General features: G+C 33.4%; 18 protein-coding genes. 7 read left to right on the forward strand and 11 right to left on the reverse strand.

The annotated features are described in order from the left end of the window. Positions 1 to 15 precede the first annotated feature (15 nt). The 3 genes from FDY99_RS03020 (at position 16) to FDY99_RS03030 (ending at position 1,717) form a co-directional block, all read left to right on the forward strand. Complete coding sequence (locus FDY99_RS03020; RefSeq protein WP_139419055.1) at positions 16 to 432, forward strand: hypothetical protein; 417 nt, start codon at positions 16 to 18, stop codon at positions 430 to 432. Then, positions 432 to 1,322 (forward strand): 3-hydroxybutyryl-CoA dehydrogenase, encoded by an 891-nt coding sequence (locus FDY99_RS03025; protein WP_185148749.1) that lies wholly within the window; start codon positions 432 to 434, stop codon positions 1,320 to 1,322. Before FDY99_RS03020 ends, FDY99_RS03025 begins: the two co-directional genes overlap by 1 nt. A gap of 155 nt (positions 1,323 to 1,477) precedes the next feature. Continuing rightward, positions 1,478 to 1,717, forward strand: a complete 240-nt coding sequence (locus FDY99_RS03030; RefSeq protein ID WP_002977986.1) for a hypothetical protein — start codon at positions 1,478 to 1,480, stop codon at positions 1,715 to 1,717. A 52-nt stretch (positions 1,718 to 1,769) separates the two neighbouring features. On the opposite strand, the gene FDY99_RS03035 is transcribed toward FDY99_RS03030, so the two are convergent. The 3 genes from FDY99_RS03035 to pheT form a co-directional block, all read right to left on the reverse strand. Further along, positions 1,770 to 2,180 carry an META domain-containing protein gene (locus tag FDY99_RS03035; protein WP_074231693.1) on the reverse strand — a complete coding sequence of 137 codons (411 nt, stop codon included), beginning with the start codon at positions 2,178 to 2,180 and terminating at the stop codon, positions 1,770 to 1,772. A gap of 85 nt (positions 2,181 to 2,265) precedes the next feature. Continuing rightward, on the reverse strand, positions 2,266 to 3,345 hold the full coding sequence (locus FDY99_RS03040; protein ID WP_139419058.1) for a hypothetical protein: 1,080 nt from the start codon (positions 3,343 to 3,345) through the stop codon (positions 2,266 to 2,268). A 70-nt stretch (positions 3,346 to 3,415) separates the two neighbouring features. Next, positions 3,416 to 5,818, reverse strand: a complete 2,403-nt coding sequence (gene pheT / locus FDY99_RS03045; RefSeq protein WP_139419060.1) for a phenylalanine--tRNA ligase subunit beta — start codon at positions 5,816 to 5,818, stop codon at positions 3,416 to 3,418. A 286-nt stretch (positions 5,819 to 6,104) separates the two neighbouring features. Between pheT and FDY99_RS03050 the strand changes: the two genes are divergently transcribed. The 4 genes from FDY99_RS03050 to FDY99_RS03065 all read left to right on the forward strand — a co-directional run bounded on the left by FDY99_RS03050 (position 6,105) and on the right by FDY99_RS03065 (position 8,426). Next, positions 6,105 to 6,737: an NAD(P)H-dependent oxidoreductase gene (locus tag FDY99_RS03050; RefSeq protein WP_139419062.1), complete on the forward strand. Its 633-nt coding sequence runs from the start codon at positions 6,105 to 6,107 to the stop codon at positions 6,735 to 6,737. A gap of 27 nt (positions 6,738 to 6,764) precedes the next feature. Continuing rightward, positions 6,765 to 7,202 carry a MarR family winged helix-turn-helix transcriptional regulator gene (locus FDY99_RS03055; RefSeq protein ID WP_139419064.1) on the forward strand — a complete coding sequence of 146 codons (438 nt, stop codon included), beginning with the start codon at positions 6,765 to 6,767 and terminating at the stop codon, positions 7,200 to 7,202. After that, positions 7,199 to 7,621 (forward strand): organic hydroperoxide resistance protein, encoded by a 423-nt coding sequence (locus tag FDY99_RS03060; protein ID WP_074231688.1) that lies wholly within the window; start codon positions 7,199 to 7,201, stop codon positions 7,619 to 7,621. The genes FDY99_RS03055 and FDY99_RS03060 overlap by 4 nt, the downstream gene beginning before the upstream one ends. A 178-nt stretch (positions 7,622 to 7,799) precedes the next feature. After that, positions 7,800 to 8,426, forward strand: coding sequence for a hypothetical protein (locus tag FDY99_RS03065; RefSeq protein WP_139419066.1), 627 nt, complete (start codon positions 7,800 to 7,802; stop codon positions 8,424 to 8,426). A 7-nt stretch (positions 8,427 to 8,433) separates the two neighbouring features. Here the strand turns inward: FDY99_RS03065 and FDY99_RS03070 are convergent, their stop codons facing one another. The 8 genes from FDY99_RS03070 to FDY99_RS03105 form a co-directional block, all read right to left on the reverse strand. Further along, positions 8,434 to 9,063: a peptide deformylase gene (locus FDY99_RS03070; protein WP_139419068.1), complete on the reverse strand. Its 630-nt coding sequence runs from the start codon at positions 9,061 to 9,063 to the stop codon at positions 8,434 to 8,436. 315 nt (positions 9,064 to 9,378) lie between these two features. Then, positions 9,379 to 10,251 (reverse strand): ChaN family lipoprotein, encoded by an 873-nt coding sequence (locus FDY99_RS03075; RefSeq protein WP_139419070.1) that lies wholly within the window; start codon positions 10,249 to 10,251, stop codon positions 9,379 to 9,381. Between the two features lie 192 nt (positions 10,252 to 10,443). Continuing rightward, on the reverse strand, positions 10,444 to 11,472 hold the full coding sequence (locus FDY99_RS03080; RefSeq protein WP_139419072.1) for a hemin-degrading factor: 1,029 nt from the start codon (positions 11,470 to 11,472) through the stop codon (positions 10,444 to 10,446). A 5-nt stretch (positions 11,473 to 11,477) separates the two neighbouring features. Then, a complete protein-coding gene (locus FDY99_RS03085; protein ID WP_139419074.1) occupies positions 11,478 to 12,128 on the reverse strand; it encodes a class I SAM-dependent methyltransferase in 651 nt (216 codons plus the stop codon). A gap of 1 nt (position 12,129) precedes the next feature. After that, complete coding sequence (locus FDY99_RS03090; RefSeq protein ID WP_139419076.1) at positions 12,130 to 12,900, reverse strand: heme ABC transporter ATP-binding protein; 771 nt, start codon at positions 12,898 to 12,900, stop codon at positions 12,130 to 12,132. After that, a complete protein-coding gene (locus FDY99_RS03095; protein ID WP_139419078.1) occupies positions 12,900 to 13,940 on the reverse strand; it encodes a FecCD family ABC transporter permease in 1,041 nt (346 codons plus the stop codon). Before FDY99_RS03095 ends, FDY99_RS03090 begins: the two co-directional genes overlap by 1 nt. Next, complete coding sequence (locus tag FDY99_RS03100; RefSeq protein WP_139419080.1) at positions 13,924 to 14,802, reverse strand: heme/hemin ABC transporter substrate-binding protein; 879 nt, start codon at positions 14,800 to 14,802, stop codon at positions 13,924 to 13,926. Before FDY99_RS03100 ends, FDY99_RS03095 begins: the two co-directional genes overlap by 17 nt. Before the next feature lie 24 nt (positions 14,803 to 14,826). Beyond that, positions 14,827 to 15,936, reverse strand: a complete 1,110-nt coding sequence (locus FDY99_RS03105) for an HmuY family protein (RefSeq protein WP_228448729.1) — start codon at positions 15,934 to 15,936, stop codon at positions 14,827 to 14,829.

Raw genomic sequence — 15,936 nt, forward strand, 5'->3', positions numbered from 1 at the left:
TTTAAAACCATTAAAATGAAAAAAATAATTTTAACAATAGCAGTATTCAGTTGTGCATTTTTCTTTGCTCAGAAAAGTGAAAATTACATTGAAATAGGCTACAACAGCATTTGTTGCGGAACGCCTTCAAGCGCTCCCGTAATGAATTACATTAACAGTTTTCAAGGTAAAAAAAACACGCTGGAGATATACCGACAGTCACGTTTGGGAAGAGAAGGTGAATATAAATTGTTCATCGGAATTGATGCACTCTCAAAAAGCAAAAAAGCAAAGTTTATAAAAGGACTTGAAGCGACGATAAATTCTCAGAATAAATCCCGAAATGAAAACAGTGACGGAATTGTAGATTTTAACAGTCGGACAATAATTAAAAAGGAAAAACTAAGTACATTAAATAATCTAACTATATATAAAAAAGAAAATTTAAAATGATCAAAAACATTGTCGTTATCGGAGCGGGAACCATGGGAAATGGTATTGCACATACATTCGCACAAAGCGGTTTTAGTGTAAATTTAGTAGACGTTTCTCAGGAAGCTTTAGACAAAGGATTGAAAACTATTACTACAAACCTTAACAGAATCATTGCAAAGGGAAACCTTACAGAAGAACAAAAAGCAGAAACTTTAGGAAACATCACCACTTTCACTCAGCTAAAAGATGCGGTAACCAACGCAGATTTGGTAGTGGAAGCTGCAACTGAAAATCAGGATTTAAAGCTAAAGATTTTCGCTCAGATGGATGAGTTTGCTCCGGAAAACTGCATTTTATCTACCAATACTTCATCTATTTCTATTACTAAAATTGCTGCAGCTACCAAAAGAGCAGACAAAGTAATCGGAATGCACTTTATGAACCCGGTTCCAATTATGAAACTGGTAGAAATCATCAAAGGCTACTCTACTTCAAAAGAAACTTTTGACTCTATTTACGAAATGAGCAAAACGTTAGGAAAAGTTCCTGTAGAAGTAAATGATTACCCTGGTTTTGTTGCCAACAGAATTTTGATGCCGATGATTAACGAATCTATCGAAACTTTATACAACGGTGTTGCAGGAGTTGAAGAAATTGACACTGTAATGAAATTAGGGATGGCTCATCCAATGGGACCACTTCAGTTGGCAGATTTTATCGGTCTTGATGTTTGTCTGGCAATCTTAAACGTAATGTACGATGGTTTCAAAAATCCTAAATATGCACCAAACCCATTATTGGTAAACATGGTAACGGCAGGAAAATTAGGAGTAAAATCAGGAGAAGGTTTCTATGATTATTCTGAAAGTAAAAAAGCGGAGAAAGTAGCAAAAATGTTTGCAAAATAATAACGCAAACAGTCCATCGTTAGTAGTAATTTTTCTTTTATTATGAATATATTGATTGAAGATTTATAAACTGACTTTAACAAAAAATTAAATATCAAAGAGAACAAATACCAATAATTTTATTATCTTTGATTCAAAGTTAAAACATTAAAAAAATGAAATTACCAAAGTTTTTATTAGCAGATAATTCGGAATTTCCTGAAGATTTATTCGTAGTACATACAGAATATCCAAGATTCATCTTAAACGTTGAAGAGGAAGAAGTAGAATGGCTTGATGATTTGGAAGGTGACGATGAAGAAACTATGGCAGACGAGGCTACTAAAGTAGTTGAAGCAGCGTTCAAATGGTGCGACGAAGAGTTGGCTAAGTACGACGAAGAAGAGGAAGATTAACAAAAACCACTTATAAAAAAAGGAACTCAAAATTTGAGTTCCTTTTTTATTTTTATTCAGATTTGTTGAATTTTAACAGCAACAAATTATCCTGATACAATTCTAAAGTAGTTCCTGAAACTACATATTTATTAGCTTTATTAAGCATATCCAGGAAGTTTTGCTCAACACTCATATTAGCACAAGCCATTTTTGTAGACCCCATTTGTGAAGCTTCAAATTTCCCTGATGCTGTTTCCATAGTTATACCACCAAAATATCTGTTACATCCGGCATTTCCGTTAATCTTTGAACCTTCTATTACCAATGTAGGAACCTGTCCTTTCACGTTATCCGCTAAAGTCCATTTTGTATTGGCGATTGATGGTTGCGCTTTTCCAACTTTTGATGAAGATGCGTTTTTCATTGTTCCGCAAGATGCCAAAACAGCAACTGTGCATATACTTAAAAAAAGATTTTTCATTTTACTTTTTGATTTAATTCAAATTTACGGAAATTATTAATACTTTATTTCTAAAAAACAGATTTATGTTAAATGTATTTTTAAGTTATTTAATTTTAATAAAATGTTTTTTAAGATTTTCGGCATCTTCATCTTTCTGAAAATTCATCCCGATAAGATTGGCATGTCCCATTTTATATTCTTTATTCGTCAATAGAAAAACTTTTTTTCTCAAACTCTGATCTAAAGTACTCATTCCTAAACTCTTTCGTCTTCTGTCGATATCTTTCACCAAAGCATTTCCTTTTTCTCCTCTTTTTTCAGGATAAAACCATTGATGTACATAGCAACAATCTGCTTTTTCAAACATTTCTTCTGCTTTATCATGAGGTCGGTCAGGATTACCTTCATTTTTAAAAATTTGAACTATATCGAAATGCCCACTAGAATAATTCTGGGTTCCGTTGTTTAAATCTAAAAGAAAAGCTGCGTTTTCAGGAGTAATCTTTCCTTTGTTTAATGCTTTTATAATTTCGTCTGAAAAATTGACAACTTGCGGACTGTAAAGATTAGTTGCCAATTGATGCCAAATAATAAAATAAAAATTTTGAAAAAAAACTAGATTGGCGGAGCTTAAACCTAAATCATATTCATTCGGAAATCCTTTTTTCTGAATCAAACTTAAAAGTTTCGTACTCGCAATGCTGTCATTCTTGGTAATTTCCTTTTTAAATTTTGCATAATTTCCACCGGAAAGTTTTCTGTAATGCTGATCAATCATAAATAAAGAATCAAGCTCTTTTCGGTAATTATTATCAAATTTATTTTTACATTTTAGCTTTTTGTATTGTTCAATATTGGGAAAATGAGATGAAAGAAAGGTTTCTTCAAATTTATATTTCATACAATCTAAAGACTGAAAATGTTTAAAAGCATTTTCGTAATCCTTCTTGTTTAGAAGAACTTTCATATGATTATACAAATCATTTGCATGAGGTTCTTTAAAAGTTTTAAACGCCTTCTGATAGTAAAAATTTGCACTGTCTAACTCATTAGTCACAATCTTATCTTCTGCAGAATTTACGGCTTCATAATAGCTGATTAATTTCTTATTGGTCAGTTCATTATTTTGACAATGAAAAGAGGTGTAAACAAGCAGAAAAACAAGAGCTATAAATGATTTCATATTAATGTAGTATTATCTTTAAAATAAAAAAAGCGGACAAATGTCCGCTTCCAATATATGATATTTTCTTTTATGATCTCAATTCTGCATTAAATTCTTTCTGGAAAGATTTAATTAAAGAATCCATTACGTGAGAAATTTCTTTTTCTTCCAGAGTTTTTTCTTCGTTTAATAATTCAAAACTCATTGCGTAAGACTTCTTACCTTCAGGAAGATTTTTCCCTTCATAAACATCAAAAAGATTAATGTTTTTAATGAATGGAGATTTATTCCTTTTAGCCGTTTGATACAAGTCCTGATAAGAAATATTCTTGTCAATCAGTAAAGCTAAATCTCTTCTGATCTTATTAAATTTAGGAATATCTTTAAACTTCAATTCGTTTTTAGAACGCAATTCCTGAGCAAATTCAAGCTCGATTTCTACGTAGAAACATTCTTGGTCTACATCAAAATCTTTCAACATTTGAGGCGCTACTTTTCCGATTCTTACCAAAGTTTTATCTTCAGACTTGTATTCAATTGCATCTGAAAATCTTTCGTCAGACAAAGCAACTTCTTTATAATCGATCGCTAATCTTTCCAGCAAAACTTTCACATAAGCTTTCAGATTGTAAAAATCTGTAGTAGATTTTGGCTGTAACCAGTTTTCAGCAACATTTCTTCCCGAAACCAAAATAGCCAACTGTTTTCTTTCTTCGTACTTCTCTCTTTTGTGGTAGATTTTTCCGAATTCGAAAAATTTGATATCCTGATTTTTTCTGTTAATATTGTAAACCGCATTCTGCAAAAGTCCTTCCAATAAAGACTTTCTCATAAATGCTAAATCTCCGCTTAAAGGATTTAGTAATTTCACAGCATCATTTTCATCTTTTACAGAAGTTAATGAATTGTTCATTACTTCGTTGAAACCTAAACTCTGTAAAGTTCTTGCCCAAGAGTTTTCCAATTCATCCTGATCGTTTGCACTTAATTTTACCGGAGTAAATGAAATTTTCTGTGGAGCATCGATTTTATTGTAACCGTAGATTCTTAAAATCTCTTCAATAACGTCGATTTCTCTCGTTACATCGGCTCTGTATGCAGGAACAGAGATTTCAAAACCATTTTGGATATCATTTAAAACCTGAATTTCCAGTGCTTTTAAAATTTCTTTTACTTTTTCTCTGTGAATTTTTGTTCCTAAAATCTGTTCGATTTTTGAAAATCTGATGATGATATAATTATCCTCAATTTTCTTAGAATATTCTTCCAACAAATCTCCCGTCAACTTTCCTTCAGCCAATTCTTCGATCAATTTGATGGCATGAGTAATCGCAGTTCTTGTAATATTAGGATCTACTCCTCTTTCAAATCTAAAAGAAGCATCGGTATTCAAGCCATGGAATTTAGCTCCTTTTCTTACCGCAACCGGATTGAAATAAGCACTTTCCAGGAAAATAGTTTTTGTCTCGCTAGAAACTCCCGAATTGGCACCGCCAAAAACTCCGGCAATACACATCGGATTATCTTGTCCGTCTTTAATGATGATCTCAGAACCGTTCAATGTTCTTTCAACACCATCCAAAGTCGTAAATTTTGTTCCTTCTGCAACAGTTCCTACTTTTACTTTTTTGTCTGCAATTTTATCTGCATCAAAAGCGTGAAGCGGCTGACCGAAACCGTGAAGAATATAATTGGTAATATCTACAATATTGTTAATTGGGCTTAAACCGATAGCTTTTAATCTGTCTTTTAACCAAGCCGGAGAATCTGCAACTTTTACGTTTTCGATCACTGCACCAATGTATCTTGGTGTTAATTCAGTATCTTCAACTTCAAGGGTAAAACTGTGCAAACCTTCGTTGTTTAAGGCAACAGAAGATACTTTTTCAAACTCAGATTTTTGCTGGTTTGTTGAAAGGAATGCATGAAGATCTCTAGCAACCCCATAATGAGACATTGCATCGGTTCTGTTTGGTGTTAAACCAATTTCAAGAACCTCGTCATTCGTTAATTCGAAATATTCGGCAAAGTTTTTTCCTACTTCATATTTGGTTTCGTCTAAAACCATAATTCCGCCGTGATCGTCGCTCAAACCTAATTCGTCTTCTGCGCAGATCATTCCCTGAGAAACCTCACCTCTGATTTTTGCTTCTTTAATTTCGAAAAAGCTTCCGTCTTTAGCATAAATTTTAGTTCCCACTACTGCAACAGGAACAGTTTGTCCCTCTGCAACATTCGGAGCCCCACAAACGATATTTAAAACTTTTCCGTTTCCTACATCTACCGTTGTTTTGTTTAATTTATCAGCATTAGGATGTTTCTCACAAGTCAAAACTTTTCCTACAACGATGCCTTCAAGACTTCCCTTTACACTTTCAAACTTATAGATTCCCTCTACTTCAAGACCAATATCGGTAAGAAATTCACCGATTCTTTCGGTTTTCAGTTCTGTTTTGATGTAGTCTTTCAGCCAGTTGCTTGATATTTTCATTAGTAGAATTTTAAATATTTAATCTTCAGGTTTTGTATTCATCATTTTTAACAACCATGAAACACCTCTGAATTTTGCGTCTACAAATGTCGTGTTTTTTTAAGAAATACCGAAATTCAAAAAGGTTAAAAAAATCATATTAATGGTTATTGATGGATTAAAAACAGATTTAAGTAGGGATTAAGATTTAGTTAATAGATTTCACCTAAAATACATTTCTCAAAATTAAATTGCGCACAATTTAATTTTACCATACCTTTGTCCTATAATTTTAAAACAAAGAAAAATGTCATTAATAGAAAATTTAAACTGGAGACACGCAGTAAAAGCTTACAATCCGGAAAAAAAAGTTTCTCAGGAAGATTTAAATAAAATTTTAGAAGCAGCAAGATTAGCGCCTACTTCTTCAGGGTTACAGCCTTTCAGAGTAATCGTTGTAGAAAATCAGGATTTAAAAAATAAAATGGTAGAAGGAGCGCTTAATCCGGAAGTAATGAGAGATTCTTCTCATGTATTGGTTTTTGCAGCTTGGGATAGCTATTCTAACGAAAAAATTGATAAAGTATATGATTATACTACAGATGAAAGAGATTTGCCGAGAGGTCGCTTTGGAAGTTATACCGATAAGATAAAAACCATGTACAACGCACAAACTCCAGAACAACATTTTGCACATACAGCGCGCCAAACTTATATTGCATTAGGTTTAGCGATGGCTCAAGCGGCAGAGCTTAAAATAGATTCTACTCCTGCGGAAGGTTTTAGTAATGAAGTTGTAGATGAAATTTTAGGGCTTAAAGAATTAGGTTTGAAAAGTGTAAGTTTGCTGTATCTTGGTTACAGAGACCAGGATAACGACTGGATGGCTTCGATGAAAAAAGTCAGAATTCCTATGGAGGAATTTATCATCAAAAAATAACAATTCGTCAACTTCACTTTCGCACTTATGGAAAATTCAGAATCTTTAAAATTAGAAAATCAAATTTGCTTTCCGCTATACGTGATCGCAAAACAGATCACAGGTCTTTACCGTCCTTTTCTTGATGAGCTGGATATTACCTATCCACAATATCTTGTGATGATGACTTTGTGGGAAAATGATGGTCTTGCTGTAAACAATATTGGTGAAAAGCTTTATTTAGACAGCGGAACTCTAACTCCTCTTTTAAAAAGGCTGGAAGCAAAAGGATTTATCATGAGAAAGCGGAAAAAAGAAGATGAAAGAGTTGTTCAGGTTTTTATATCAGAATCCGGAAAAGCTCTGCAGCAAAAAGCTTGTGAAATCCCTGCTAAAATGCATCAAAAAGTTGGAGTTTCTAAAGAAGACTGGACAGAACTCAGCAACAGCGTAAAAAAAATATTAAACAAAATAGACAATCAATGAAAACATTATACACCACAAAAGTTACCGCAAAAGGCGGAAGAAACGGACAAGTAAAAAGCGAAAACGGAATTCTTGATCTTGAGGTAAGAATGCCAAAAGCTTTAGGCGGAGCCAATGACGACTTCACAAACCCTGAAATGCTTTTTGCAGCCGGATATTCTGCATGCTTCGACAGTGCTTTAAATTTAGTAATCAATAAATCTAAAATAAAAACCGGCGAAACTACGGTAACAGCTGATGTAAGTATTGGTCAGATAGAAAATGGCGGATTTGGATTAGCCGTAGAATTAGAAGTTAATATTCCTGAAGTTTCTATTGAAGAAGCTCATGAATTGACTGAAAAAGCTCATCAGATTTGTCCTTATTCTAATGCAACAAGAAATAATATCGAGGTAAAACTTACGGTTACCAATAATTAAAATTTGATATAAATTTGATATAAAATCTGTTTCGAAATAGGAAGCAGATTTTTTTGTTTATAAAAATGTAATTTTAAGAATTTCGACAGAAATATTTTTTATTGAACTAGTACTAATTCACTTAACAAAAGAATTATTTTCTTATTTTTGACTCTGAAATTTTCAAAACATTAAAATAATGAAATATATTTTAAGTTTAGGCTTACTTTTGTCTGCGCTTTTCTCTTACGGACAAAACTATCCATTTGCTACAGAATTTGTTAACGGTAAAGTAATTCTTAAAGATTTATCTGAACTGAATGGACAAATAAAATGGTATCCCAGCCAAAATGATAAATTACATTTCAGATCAGATGAAAAAGCAAAACCCGCAAAATATGCACCCAATGATATAACCAGCTTTTCTGCTGAAAATTTGAAGTTTGTTCCTTTGTATAATTTCAAAGCTTACGCTGACAATTATGCACTAGTTGGAACCCCAACAAAAATTACAGAGACATTTGGAGAATTTGTTTCAGAAGGAAAATTCAATATTTATTTTACGTCAATCAGGGGATATAATGCAATTGCAAGAACGTTAGAAGATTATCCTAATTTTGTATTTCAGGATGCTAATGATGCTGACAAAAAACTCTACGCTTATCCTTTCAGAATCAGAATGAAAGAAAAGAAATACGAAAAAGCAAAAGAAGACCTTTATGTTCTTTTTAAAGATTATCCAGAAATTGTTGACAAAATAAAAGCTTTCAAAAAAGAAAACGATTTTTTAGAAATCATCAAAATGATTGAAGATATCAACAAATAAAAGCAGTTTACCTTCTCACAGAATCACTTTTCTTAAAAGCATCTACTTTTAGATAAGAATCATTTTCCTCTTTTTTCTTTTTATCTGAAATTAAAATTCCGAAAAGATGATCAATTTCGTGCTGGAAAATCACGGCGGTAAAACCTTCTACCATTTCTGAGAATTTCTGACCTTTTAAATCAACATATTCCAGTTGAATGACTTTACTTCTGTAAAACTGATCTCTAAAATCGGGAATAGATAAATCGCCTTCCGAGCCGAGATTCTGCAACTCTGACCTCCAGGTAATCACCGGATTAATGAAATATTCCAAAGGTTCTCCTGCTTTGTCAAAACGTTGTACCCAAATTATTTTTCTGTTGATCCCAACTTGCGGAGCGGCAATTCCTACTCCACCGTCAGTTGAAAGAAGTGATTTCTCCATTCTTTTCACCAAAGTTGCCGTGTTTTTGTCAAGCGGATCAATTTCTGTTGAAAGGTTTAGTAAAGTTTTATGTTGATGAACATCGGTAGTCTGATAGATCGGCAAAGCTGAATTAATATCGCCTTGATTGATCAATGAAATTTCACTGGACGTCAATTTCTGAGCATTGATAAAATTGATAAAAAGTATGAAGAGTATGGAGATTTTTTTCATTTTTAAAAGAATGTTAAACAAAGATAGAAATGTTTTTAGGTTTTGGCTAAAGCCAATGGAAATATTTGCATTAAAAAACGGGCTAAAGCCCGTTCCTATTGATTTATTTTGTTTAATTTTTCTCACGCAGATTTAGCAAATTCAGTAGATAAAAATTTGTGACAATCTGTTTAATCTGTGGGATATTTTTTAACACATTATTCACTTTAGAATTTTAATTTTAAAATGTATAAAAGAATACATTAGTCTTAAAAATCAAAGATCTTCTTTGGACACCAACTTGACTCTTTTACCTTTTTACTTGTTTCTTTAAGCCTAATAAGTCTTGGTCATATCCGCGGGAATAATCAGATTAAAATCTGTCGGGATATACACTTTCTCAGGGATTTTTAATTCATCATCTTCAGATTCAAAAACAGAGATCACCGCCATTTTCAGATTCGGGTTTTTCTGTTTGATGTACCAGTAAATTCCGCCAAATTCTTTACTGTGAAAGTTTCCATTGTAATGAATAAATGTTTTTCCTGGCTGCAGATTATTTAGAATAGATTCTGCCATTGTAGCATCTTTTGTCGCCTGAGCTGAAATAAAATTCATCACTTTGGTTCCTTCTGCATGATCGCCCATCATTTTTTTCATTTCAGGATAACCCGGCGTGTCTAAAGTTACGTTAATCGGCAATTGAGCAATATAAGACTTTTCTTTTTCAGTCAATTTATTTAATGACTCCAAGCCTTCTTTTGCTGTTTGAGACGCATATTTTCTTGGAATATTAGTTGCAATAAAGTTCAGATTTTTATCTTTTGCAAAATCAACCAAAGGTTTGTAATCAGTCGTATAATTATTCCACAAACGAACAGAATCTTTTAAACTTTTAGCTTCAATTTTACCGGCAAGATATTTATTAAGCTGTGGCTGATTATCTCTTTCAAACATTTCGGCACCCAAAGTAATCTGCTTATTTTTTTGATCATACAACCCTTCTGTTACTTTTAACTGAAGCCAGTGCACAATTGAATTATTGTGAAGTTCCCCAAAGAAAACAACATCATAATCAGCAAGCTGTTTAACCATTTTTTCAGCTTTAATGGCTTTTCCTTTTTTATTATAGAATTGATACGATTTAAAATTCTGCGCTTTGAATGCAGAAAATCCTAAAACCAATATGGCGATAAAAATATTTTTCATTTTATATTTTTTGATTTTTTTAAACACAAATGGAACAAATGACTTCACAAATATCACAAATAATTATTGATTATAAATTTACAAATTAGTGCTATTCGTGAAAAAAAAATTGTGAAATTTGTGTTTAAGTTCAACAAAAAAGACCGTTTTGAATCTTCAAACAAAACGGTCTTCATCCAATCATCTAATTATTTATTTTTCAAGATCTGCTACCAAATCTTTCCATTCTTGTAGTTCAGGGATTCCCGGCTTTCTTTTTCCGAAGAATTGTACGATAAACTCGCCTTCGCTGTTGAATACTTCGATTGCCGTAACTTCACCATCTTCAGTTGGTTTTTTCACGATCCAAGCTTCAGCGATCTTTGTAACATCTAAATGTAAATTGAAATCAGGATCCATTACATTAAACCATTGTTGGTGCCACATTGTTTTTTTCACTTCTCCGGTGTGAATCTGAATAATTCCTCTGTTTCCAACGAAAACCATGATCGGAAGTCTCTTTTCAGAAGCATCTTCCAAAACGTTTACTACTTTTGAAGGATCAATTTTTTTAGCATAACCTTCCGGAGCCAATCTCAAAGCCTGAGTTCTAGAAACACCGAATTTTCTGGTCATCATAAAGAAATCGTGTGTATCTTTAAGTTCTGTCCAAGCTTTTTTGAAACCTTCAGCATCGATTTCTGAATCTTCTTTTTCAGGAGCTTTTGGAGCAACTGCTTCAAATTCGAAAACTTCATTCTGATCTTCAGCTTTAAACTGAGCAACGATAGGTTCGAAAGCTTCAACATTGCTGTCTTTCGTTAAATAAATTTTGTGAAGTGCTAAACCATCTTTTCCGAAGAATTGAAGACTCTTTTTGTCACCTTCAACCACAGCAAAAGCAAATTTCCAGTGATTTTGGAAGATTCTCAAATCGATATCTTCGCCTACAAAAAGCTGTGCATGAGGACTGCTGAAATCACCGTTTAAGTAAGTTCCTTTTCTTTCGTGAACGCACTCGTCGTTTCTTGTTAGAGCCATTACTTTTCCTAATTTTTCAACTTCTGTTAAGATGTTTGCAAATTCAGGTTTCAAAACGGTTACTTCTTCTCCTACGTTAGTTAATAATAATTCTGCTTCGCTTACACCTAATTCTGCAGCGGCATTTCTTATTCTCATATGTGGATTTTCTGCTTTCAGAGCTTCCCATTTTTCTTTCAAATCGTTAACTATTGTATTCATTTTATTTATTTTTTTATGGTTAAAACTGTGTAAATTCTTTTGATTAATTCGTCTACGGTTTTGCTTTTTATTTCTTCTTCTTTTTCAGAAATTTTCATTCTTTTAAAAAGACTTTTAGAAACCGTTTCTTCCATTTCATCAGAATTGTAAAGGGTAAAATCAAATTGAGTAAAAGGTAGAGTTTCCATGAAATCTCTCTGCCCGAAAGTAAGAACAAATGTTCCGTTCTTTTTTAAAACCCTGTAGATTTCATTTAAATATTCTACCGGATCTTCCCAGAAGTAAACGGTGTTTACGGTAAATATTTTATCAAAGGTCTTATCTTCAAAAGGCAGTTTCGTTCCCTCATACAAAACAAATTCTGCCTGATTTTTAAATGTTTCATTTAATCTTTTAGCTTCAAGATGCATCGTTTCAGAAATATCAATTCCTGTGTATTTTATGTTTTGAGCTAAACTTAAAAGACTTTTTACGTGAGCTGCATTTCCGTGACCAATTTCAAGAATGTGCTCATCATCTTCAATTAAAAGAGTTTTGATGCTTTCCAACGTCATTCCGATGTTGGTTTCATTCATCATTTCTCCAATCTGAATACCTTTTTCGCCTTGCGGATTGGCAAGGTTTTGTGCTAATATTTTTAAATCTTTTTGTTCCATATTATCCGAAAATGATCATTGGGTTTTTAGTAATCGGATGATCGCAAATAGTACATGGAAAATTGTAAGCTTCGCTGATATTTTCAGCCGTAAAAACTTCTTCCGGCGTACCGTATGCTGCAACCTGTCCTGATTTCATCAATAAAATTTTATCTGCGTACTGAGCGGCCAAATTTAAATCGTGCAACACAACCACTGCAGAATTTTCATGCTTTGTGAAATTTTTAATGATCTCTAAAGCTTTATACTGATGTTTTATATCTAAATTATTCAGAGGCTCATCCAAAAAAACCAGTTTTTGAGTGATCTCATTATCCAATTGAGCTAAAACTCTCGATAAATGCACCCTTTGTTTTTCTCCACCCGACAAAGTATTGTATTCTCTGTCTTTCAAATGATAAACATCGGTTTCATACATCATTTTGTTCATCGCTTCATGATCTTCCTTTTTGGGTTGAGCATCAAAATACGGGTAACGTCCCATCATCACGACATCTTTTACTTCCAAAGGAATATCGTTGGAGTTGTGCTGAGAAAATTTAGCCTTATGTTTTGAAAGTTCGGCAACTTTCCAGTCTCTGATGTTTTTATCTTTAAATAAAATCTGATGATTGGTTTTCACTTCATTTGCCAAAACACTCAGTAGACTTGATTTCCCCGCTCCGTTGGGACCAACGATCGCTAAAAATTCGCCAAAGCCTAAAGAAACATCCACATCATTTAGAATATGAAATTCTTTATGTTTATAACTGATTTGCTGAGCTTTTATCATTATACTGACTTTTTAAATTTCAACAAAATAGCAATGAAAATAGGTGCTCCCATCATTGCCGTTAAAATTCCGATGGGCAATTCTGATGGTTCTACTACACTCCTGCTCACTGTATCTGCTGTAAGTAATAAAACACTACCAAAAATGGCAGATAATGGCAAGATAAAACTGTAATTAGATTTGAATAAAAGCCTTAAAATATAAGGTACAATTAATCCTACAAAACCAATTGTTCCGGAAAAAGCCACACAACTTCCCACCATTAATGAAACGATGATAACAATTTGTTTTTTTAATCTTTCTACATTAATTCCTAAATGCTGTGCGTCTTTTTCCCCTAACATCATCGCATTTAAAGCCTTTCCTTTAGGGAGAAGAATAGTGTAAGAAATAATCAAGATCACCGCTAAAATAATATTCTTCGTCCACGTTGCTGCGGCTAAACTTCCCATATTCCAGAAGGTTAGATCTCGCAATTGCTCATCTTTTGAAATATAAATCAGAAACCCTGTGATAGAAAAACCGATTGCAGAAATGGCAACGCCCGATAAAAGCATCATGACCACATTGGTTTTCCCTCCGCTTGTAGAGATCTTGTAAACCAGCAACATTGCAAGAAGAGAACCTATAAAAGCCGCAATCCCGACAAGGGAAAATTGTACTGCCTCAGGAAGATATTCTCTGAAATGCCCTCCTAAAACAATTGTAATTGCCGCCATTAATGTAGCTCCTGCCGTCAATCCTATTAAATCTCCGGTTGCTAAAGGATTCCTGAATAACCCCTGCAAACTGGTTCCTGAAACCGAAAGCATACTTCCGATAATGATTGTCATCACGATTCTAGATGCTCTCACATCCCAAACAATATATTTATCACTTAAAGACAAGTCAGACTCTCCTACAATTACTTTCCATAAAACTTCAAACGCAGATCTATCACCGAAATCATAAACCCCTGTATTCAAAGACCATACTGCTATAAAAACGAGCAGTATGGTACTTAATATCATGTAAAAGTATAATTTACTTTGTGCTTTCAACTAAAAGTTTATTTAATGAAACTGCAGCCTCACCTAGTCTAGGACCGAAACCTGAAACTAAACCACCATCCATTGCGATAATTTTTTTGTTTTTACCCGCATTGGTTTGAGAAACACCCGGCATTTTTAAAGCACCCTCGTTTCCACCTGAACTCTGTAATCCGCTTGAAAAGAAGAACAATACATCAGGATTTGCTTTTACCACCGCTTCCGGAGTTAAAGGTTTGAAATCTTCAAAATCATTCACAGCATTTTCTCCTCCTGCCAAATTAATTAAGGCCGCCATTGGTGTATTTTTACCAGCAACCATCATCATATTTCCTCTTGCGTAGATGAATAATACTTTTGGTTTTTTAGCAATTGGCTGAATTTGTTTTAAATCGGCATCAATTTTATCATTTAATTTCTGATAATCTGTGTTTCCTATTGCTTTTGCAACATCAGCAATTAATTTTTTAGTTCCTTCTACTGTATACTCCTGCTTGAAAGTTTCAGTTTTAATTCCTGAAGCTTTTATTTTACCCATCAATTCTGGGTTGATATCTTTATCTGATCCTAAAATCAATGTAGGCGAAACCGCCATGATTGGCTCAATCGTAATTGATCTTACATGACCTAAATTTTCTGAAGATTTCTTTAAAGATTCAGGATATGTACTGGTAACATCTGTTGCTACAATTTCTTTTTCGTGACCTAAAGCGGCAACAATTTCAGTAATTCCACCGTTTAAAGTTACAATTTTATTGTTTGATTTTGGAGCTTCTGCAACAAGTTCATTTCCGTTTTCTGTAGGCTTTTGTACTTCTTTTTTGCAAGAATATATTGCCATAAGAACAGAAGCGGCAAGGATGAATTTTTTCATTTTATACTGATTATTATTTGATTATTAATACAATGGTTTATATTCGAACTGAGCAAAACCTCTTTCACCAGCCTGACCGTTGTGATCTGTGGTAGCTTTTGTAAGTCTTGTGAATCTCAATTTAAAATAATTTCCATCGGGATCTTTAATTACATAAAAACGATCACCATATACTTCAAGACCATTGGTTCCTACAGGATTTCTCCAGTTTGCTCCAATTACTCGTTGATTATTATAGATGAATTTAGCTGGATCAATATCTGAAATTTTGAAATTTGTATACGCTTCAACTCCTGAAGCCGGCGAAGGAATTACAACCTCATATGCTCCCGCTCCACCCACATTATTAGTGGTTACAAAGTCTCCGTAAATATAACTTCCTGCTCCTGTAATTGTATTGGTAAATACAGTAAAACACAAATCCCATTTCTTTTTTTCGGGCTGAATGAAAAGCTCTTTATTATCTTTCAGACTTACAAAGTTGAAGTTGTAAGCTGTATTTTTTGTAACAGTAATTTCTTTATGTTCCGCTTTATTAAGTTCGGCATATTTTATCTTATAGCCTGTTCCTGATCTTACAATCTGTACTTTCATCCAGCCACGATTATCACCTCCGGTTGTAATTGAACCAATAGCTGTCACTCCTTTAAAGATATCTTTTCCTAAGTTTACAAGATAAACAGCATTTTCAGAATCATTGGCTTTGATTTCTTCAATTGCAGTGGCTCCTGAAGGAAAATCTCCGTTAACATCGTCAATATATTCAACGTTTGCAGGATTGAAGTTTGCTACCTGTACCTGATCTTTCAAAGTAGATACACTTGCTTCGGTAACTAAATCTATATTGGTAGCACCAGCAATTTTTCCCGCTGCCATCATGATTGATGAATTTAAAACTACTTTAAATTCATTTCCTGAATATAGAGCTAAATCCCAATCGGTCCTTTTTGTATAAGTTTTAGTATCAGTTCCCAAATCTATCCACACCTGATTTGGCTGTGCAGCACCTCCAACGTTAGCGTCTACCACATTACCATCGGTTTTTGAAACCGGAACAGGATCTTCGTTATCATTAATACAAGACTGAGAAATAAAAGAAGCTCCTATTAATAATCCAAATAGTATTTTTTTCAT

Source organism: Chryseobacterium mulctrae (assembly GCF_006175945.1).
In the GTDB taxonomy this organism is placed as follows: Bacteria; Bacteroidota; Bacteroidia; order Flavobacteriales; family Weeksellaceae; genus Chryseobacterium; species Chryseobacterium mulctrae.

Bases quoted from the DNA above. Each gene is read 5' to 3' on its own strand.
- FDY99_RS03020 (WP_139419055.1), top strand. From the start codon at position 16: ATGAAAAAAATAATTTTAACAATAGCAGTATTCAGTTGTGCATTTTTC.
- FDY99_RS03030 (WP_002977986.1), top strand. From the start codon at position 1,478: ATGAAATTACCAAAGTTTTTATTAGCAGATAATTCGGAATTTCCTGAA.
- FDY99_RS03035 (WP_074231693.1), bottom strand. From the start codon at position 2,180: ATGAAAAATCTTTTTTTAAGTATATGCACAGTTGCTGTTTTGGCATCT.
- FDY99_RS03040 (WP_139419058.1), bottom strand. From the start codon at position 3,345: ATGAAATCATTTATAGCTCTTGTTTTTCTGCTTGTTTACACCTCTTTT.
- pheT (WP_139419060.1), bottom strand. From the start codon at position 5,818: ATGAAAATATCAAGCAACTGGCTGAAAGACTACATCAAAACAGAACTG.
- FDY99_RS03050 (WP_139419062.1), top strand. From the start codon at position 6,105: ATGTCATTAATAGAAAATTTAAACTGGAGACACGCAGTAAAAGCTTAC.
- FDY99_RS03055 (WP_139419064.1), top strand. From the start codon at position 6,765: ATGGAAAATTCAGAATCTTTAAAATTAGAAAATCAAATTTGCTTTCCG.
- FDY99_RS03060 (WP_074231688.1), top strand. From the start codon at position 7,199: ATGAAAACATTATACACCACAAAAGTTACCGCAAAAGGCGGAAGAAAC.
- FDY99_RS03065 (WP_139419066.1), top strand. From the start codon at position 7,800: ATGAAATATATTTTAAGTTTAGGCTTACTTTTGTCTGCGCTTTTCTCT.
- FDY99_RS03070 (WP_139419068.1), bottom strand. From the start codon at position 9,063: ATGAAAAAAATCTCCATACTCTTCATACTTTTTATCAATTTTATCAAT.
- FDY99_RS03075 (WP_139419070.1), bottom strand. From the start codon at position 10,251: ATGAAAAATATTTTTATCGCCATATTGGTTTTAGGATTTTCTGCATTC.
- FDY99_RS03080 (WP_139419072.1), bottom strand. From the start codon at position 11,472: ATGAATACAATAGTTAACGATTTGAAAGAAAAATGGGAAGCTCTGAAA.
- FDY99_RS03085 (WP_139419074.1), bottom strand. From the start codon at position 12,128: ATGGAACAAAAAGATTTAAAAATATTAGCACAAAACCTTGCCAATCCG.
- FDY99_RS03090 (WP_139419076.1), bottom strand. From the start codon at position 12,900: ATGATAAAAGCTCAGCAAATCAGTTATAAACATAAAGAATTTCATATT.
- FDY99_RS03100 (WP_139419080.1), bottom strand. From the start codon at position 14,802: ATGAAAAAATTCATCCTTGCCGCTTCTGTTCTTATGGCAATATATTCT.
- FDY99_RS03105 (WP_228448729.1), bottom strand. From the start codon at position 15,936: ATGAAAAAAATACTATTTGGATTATTAATAGGAGCTTCTTTTATTTCT.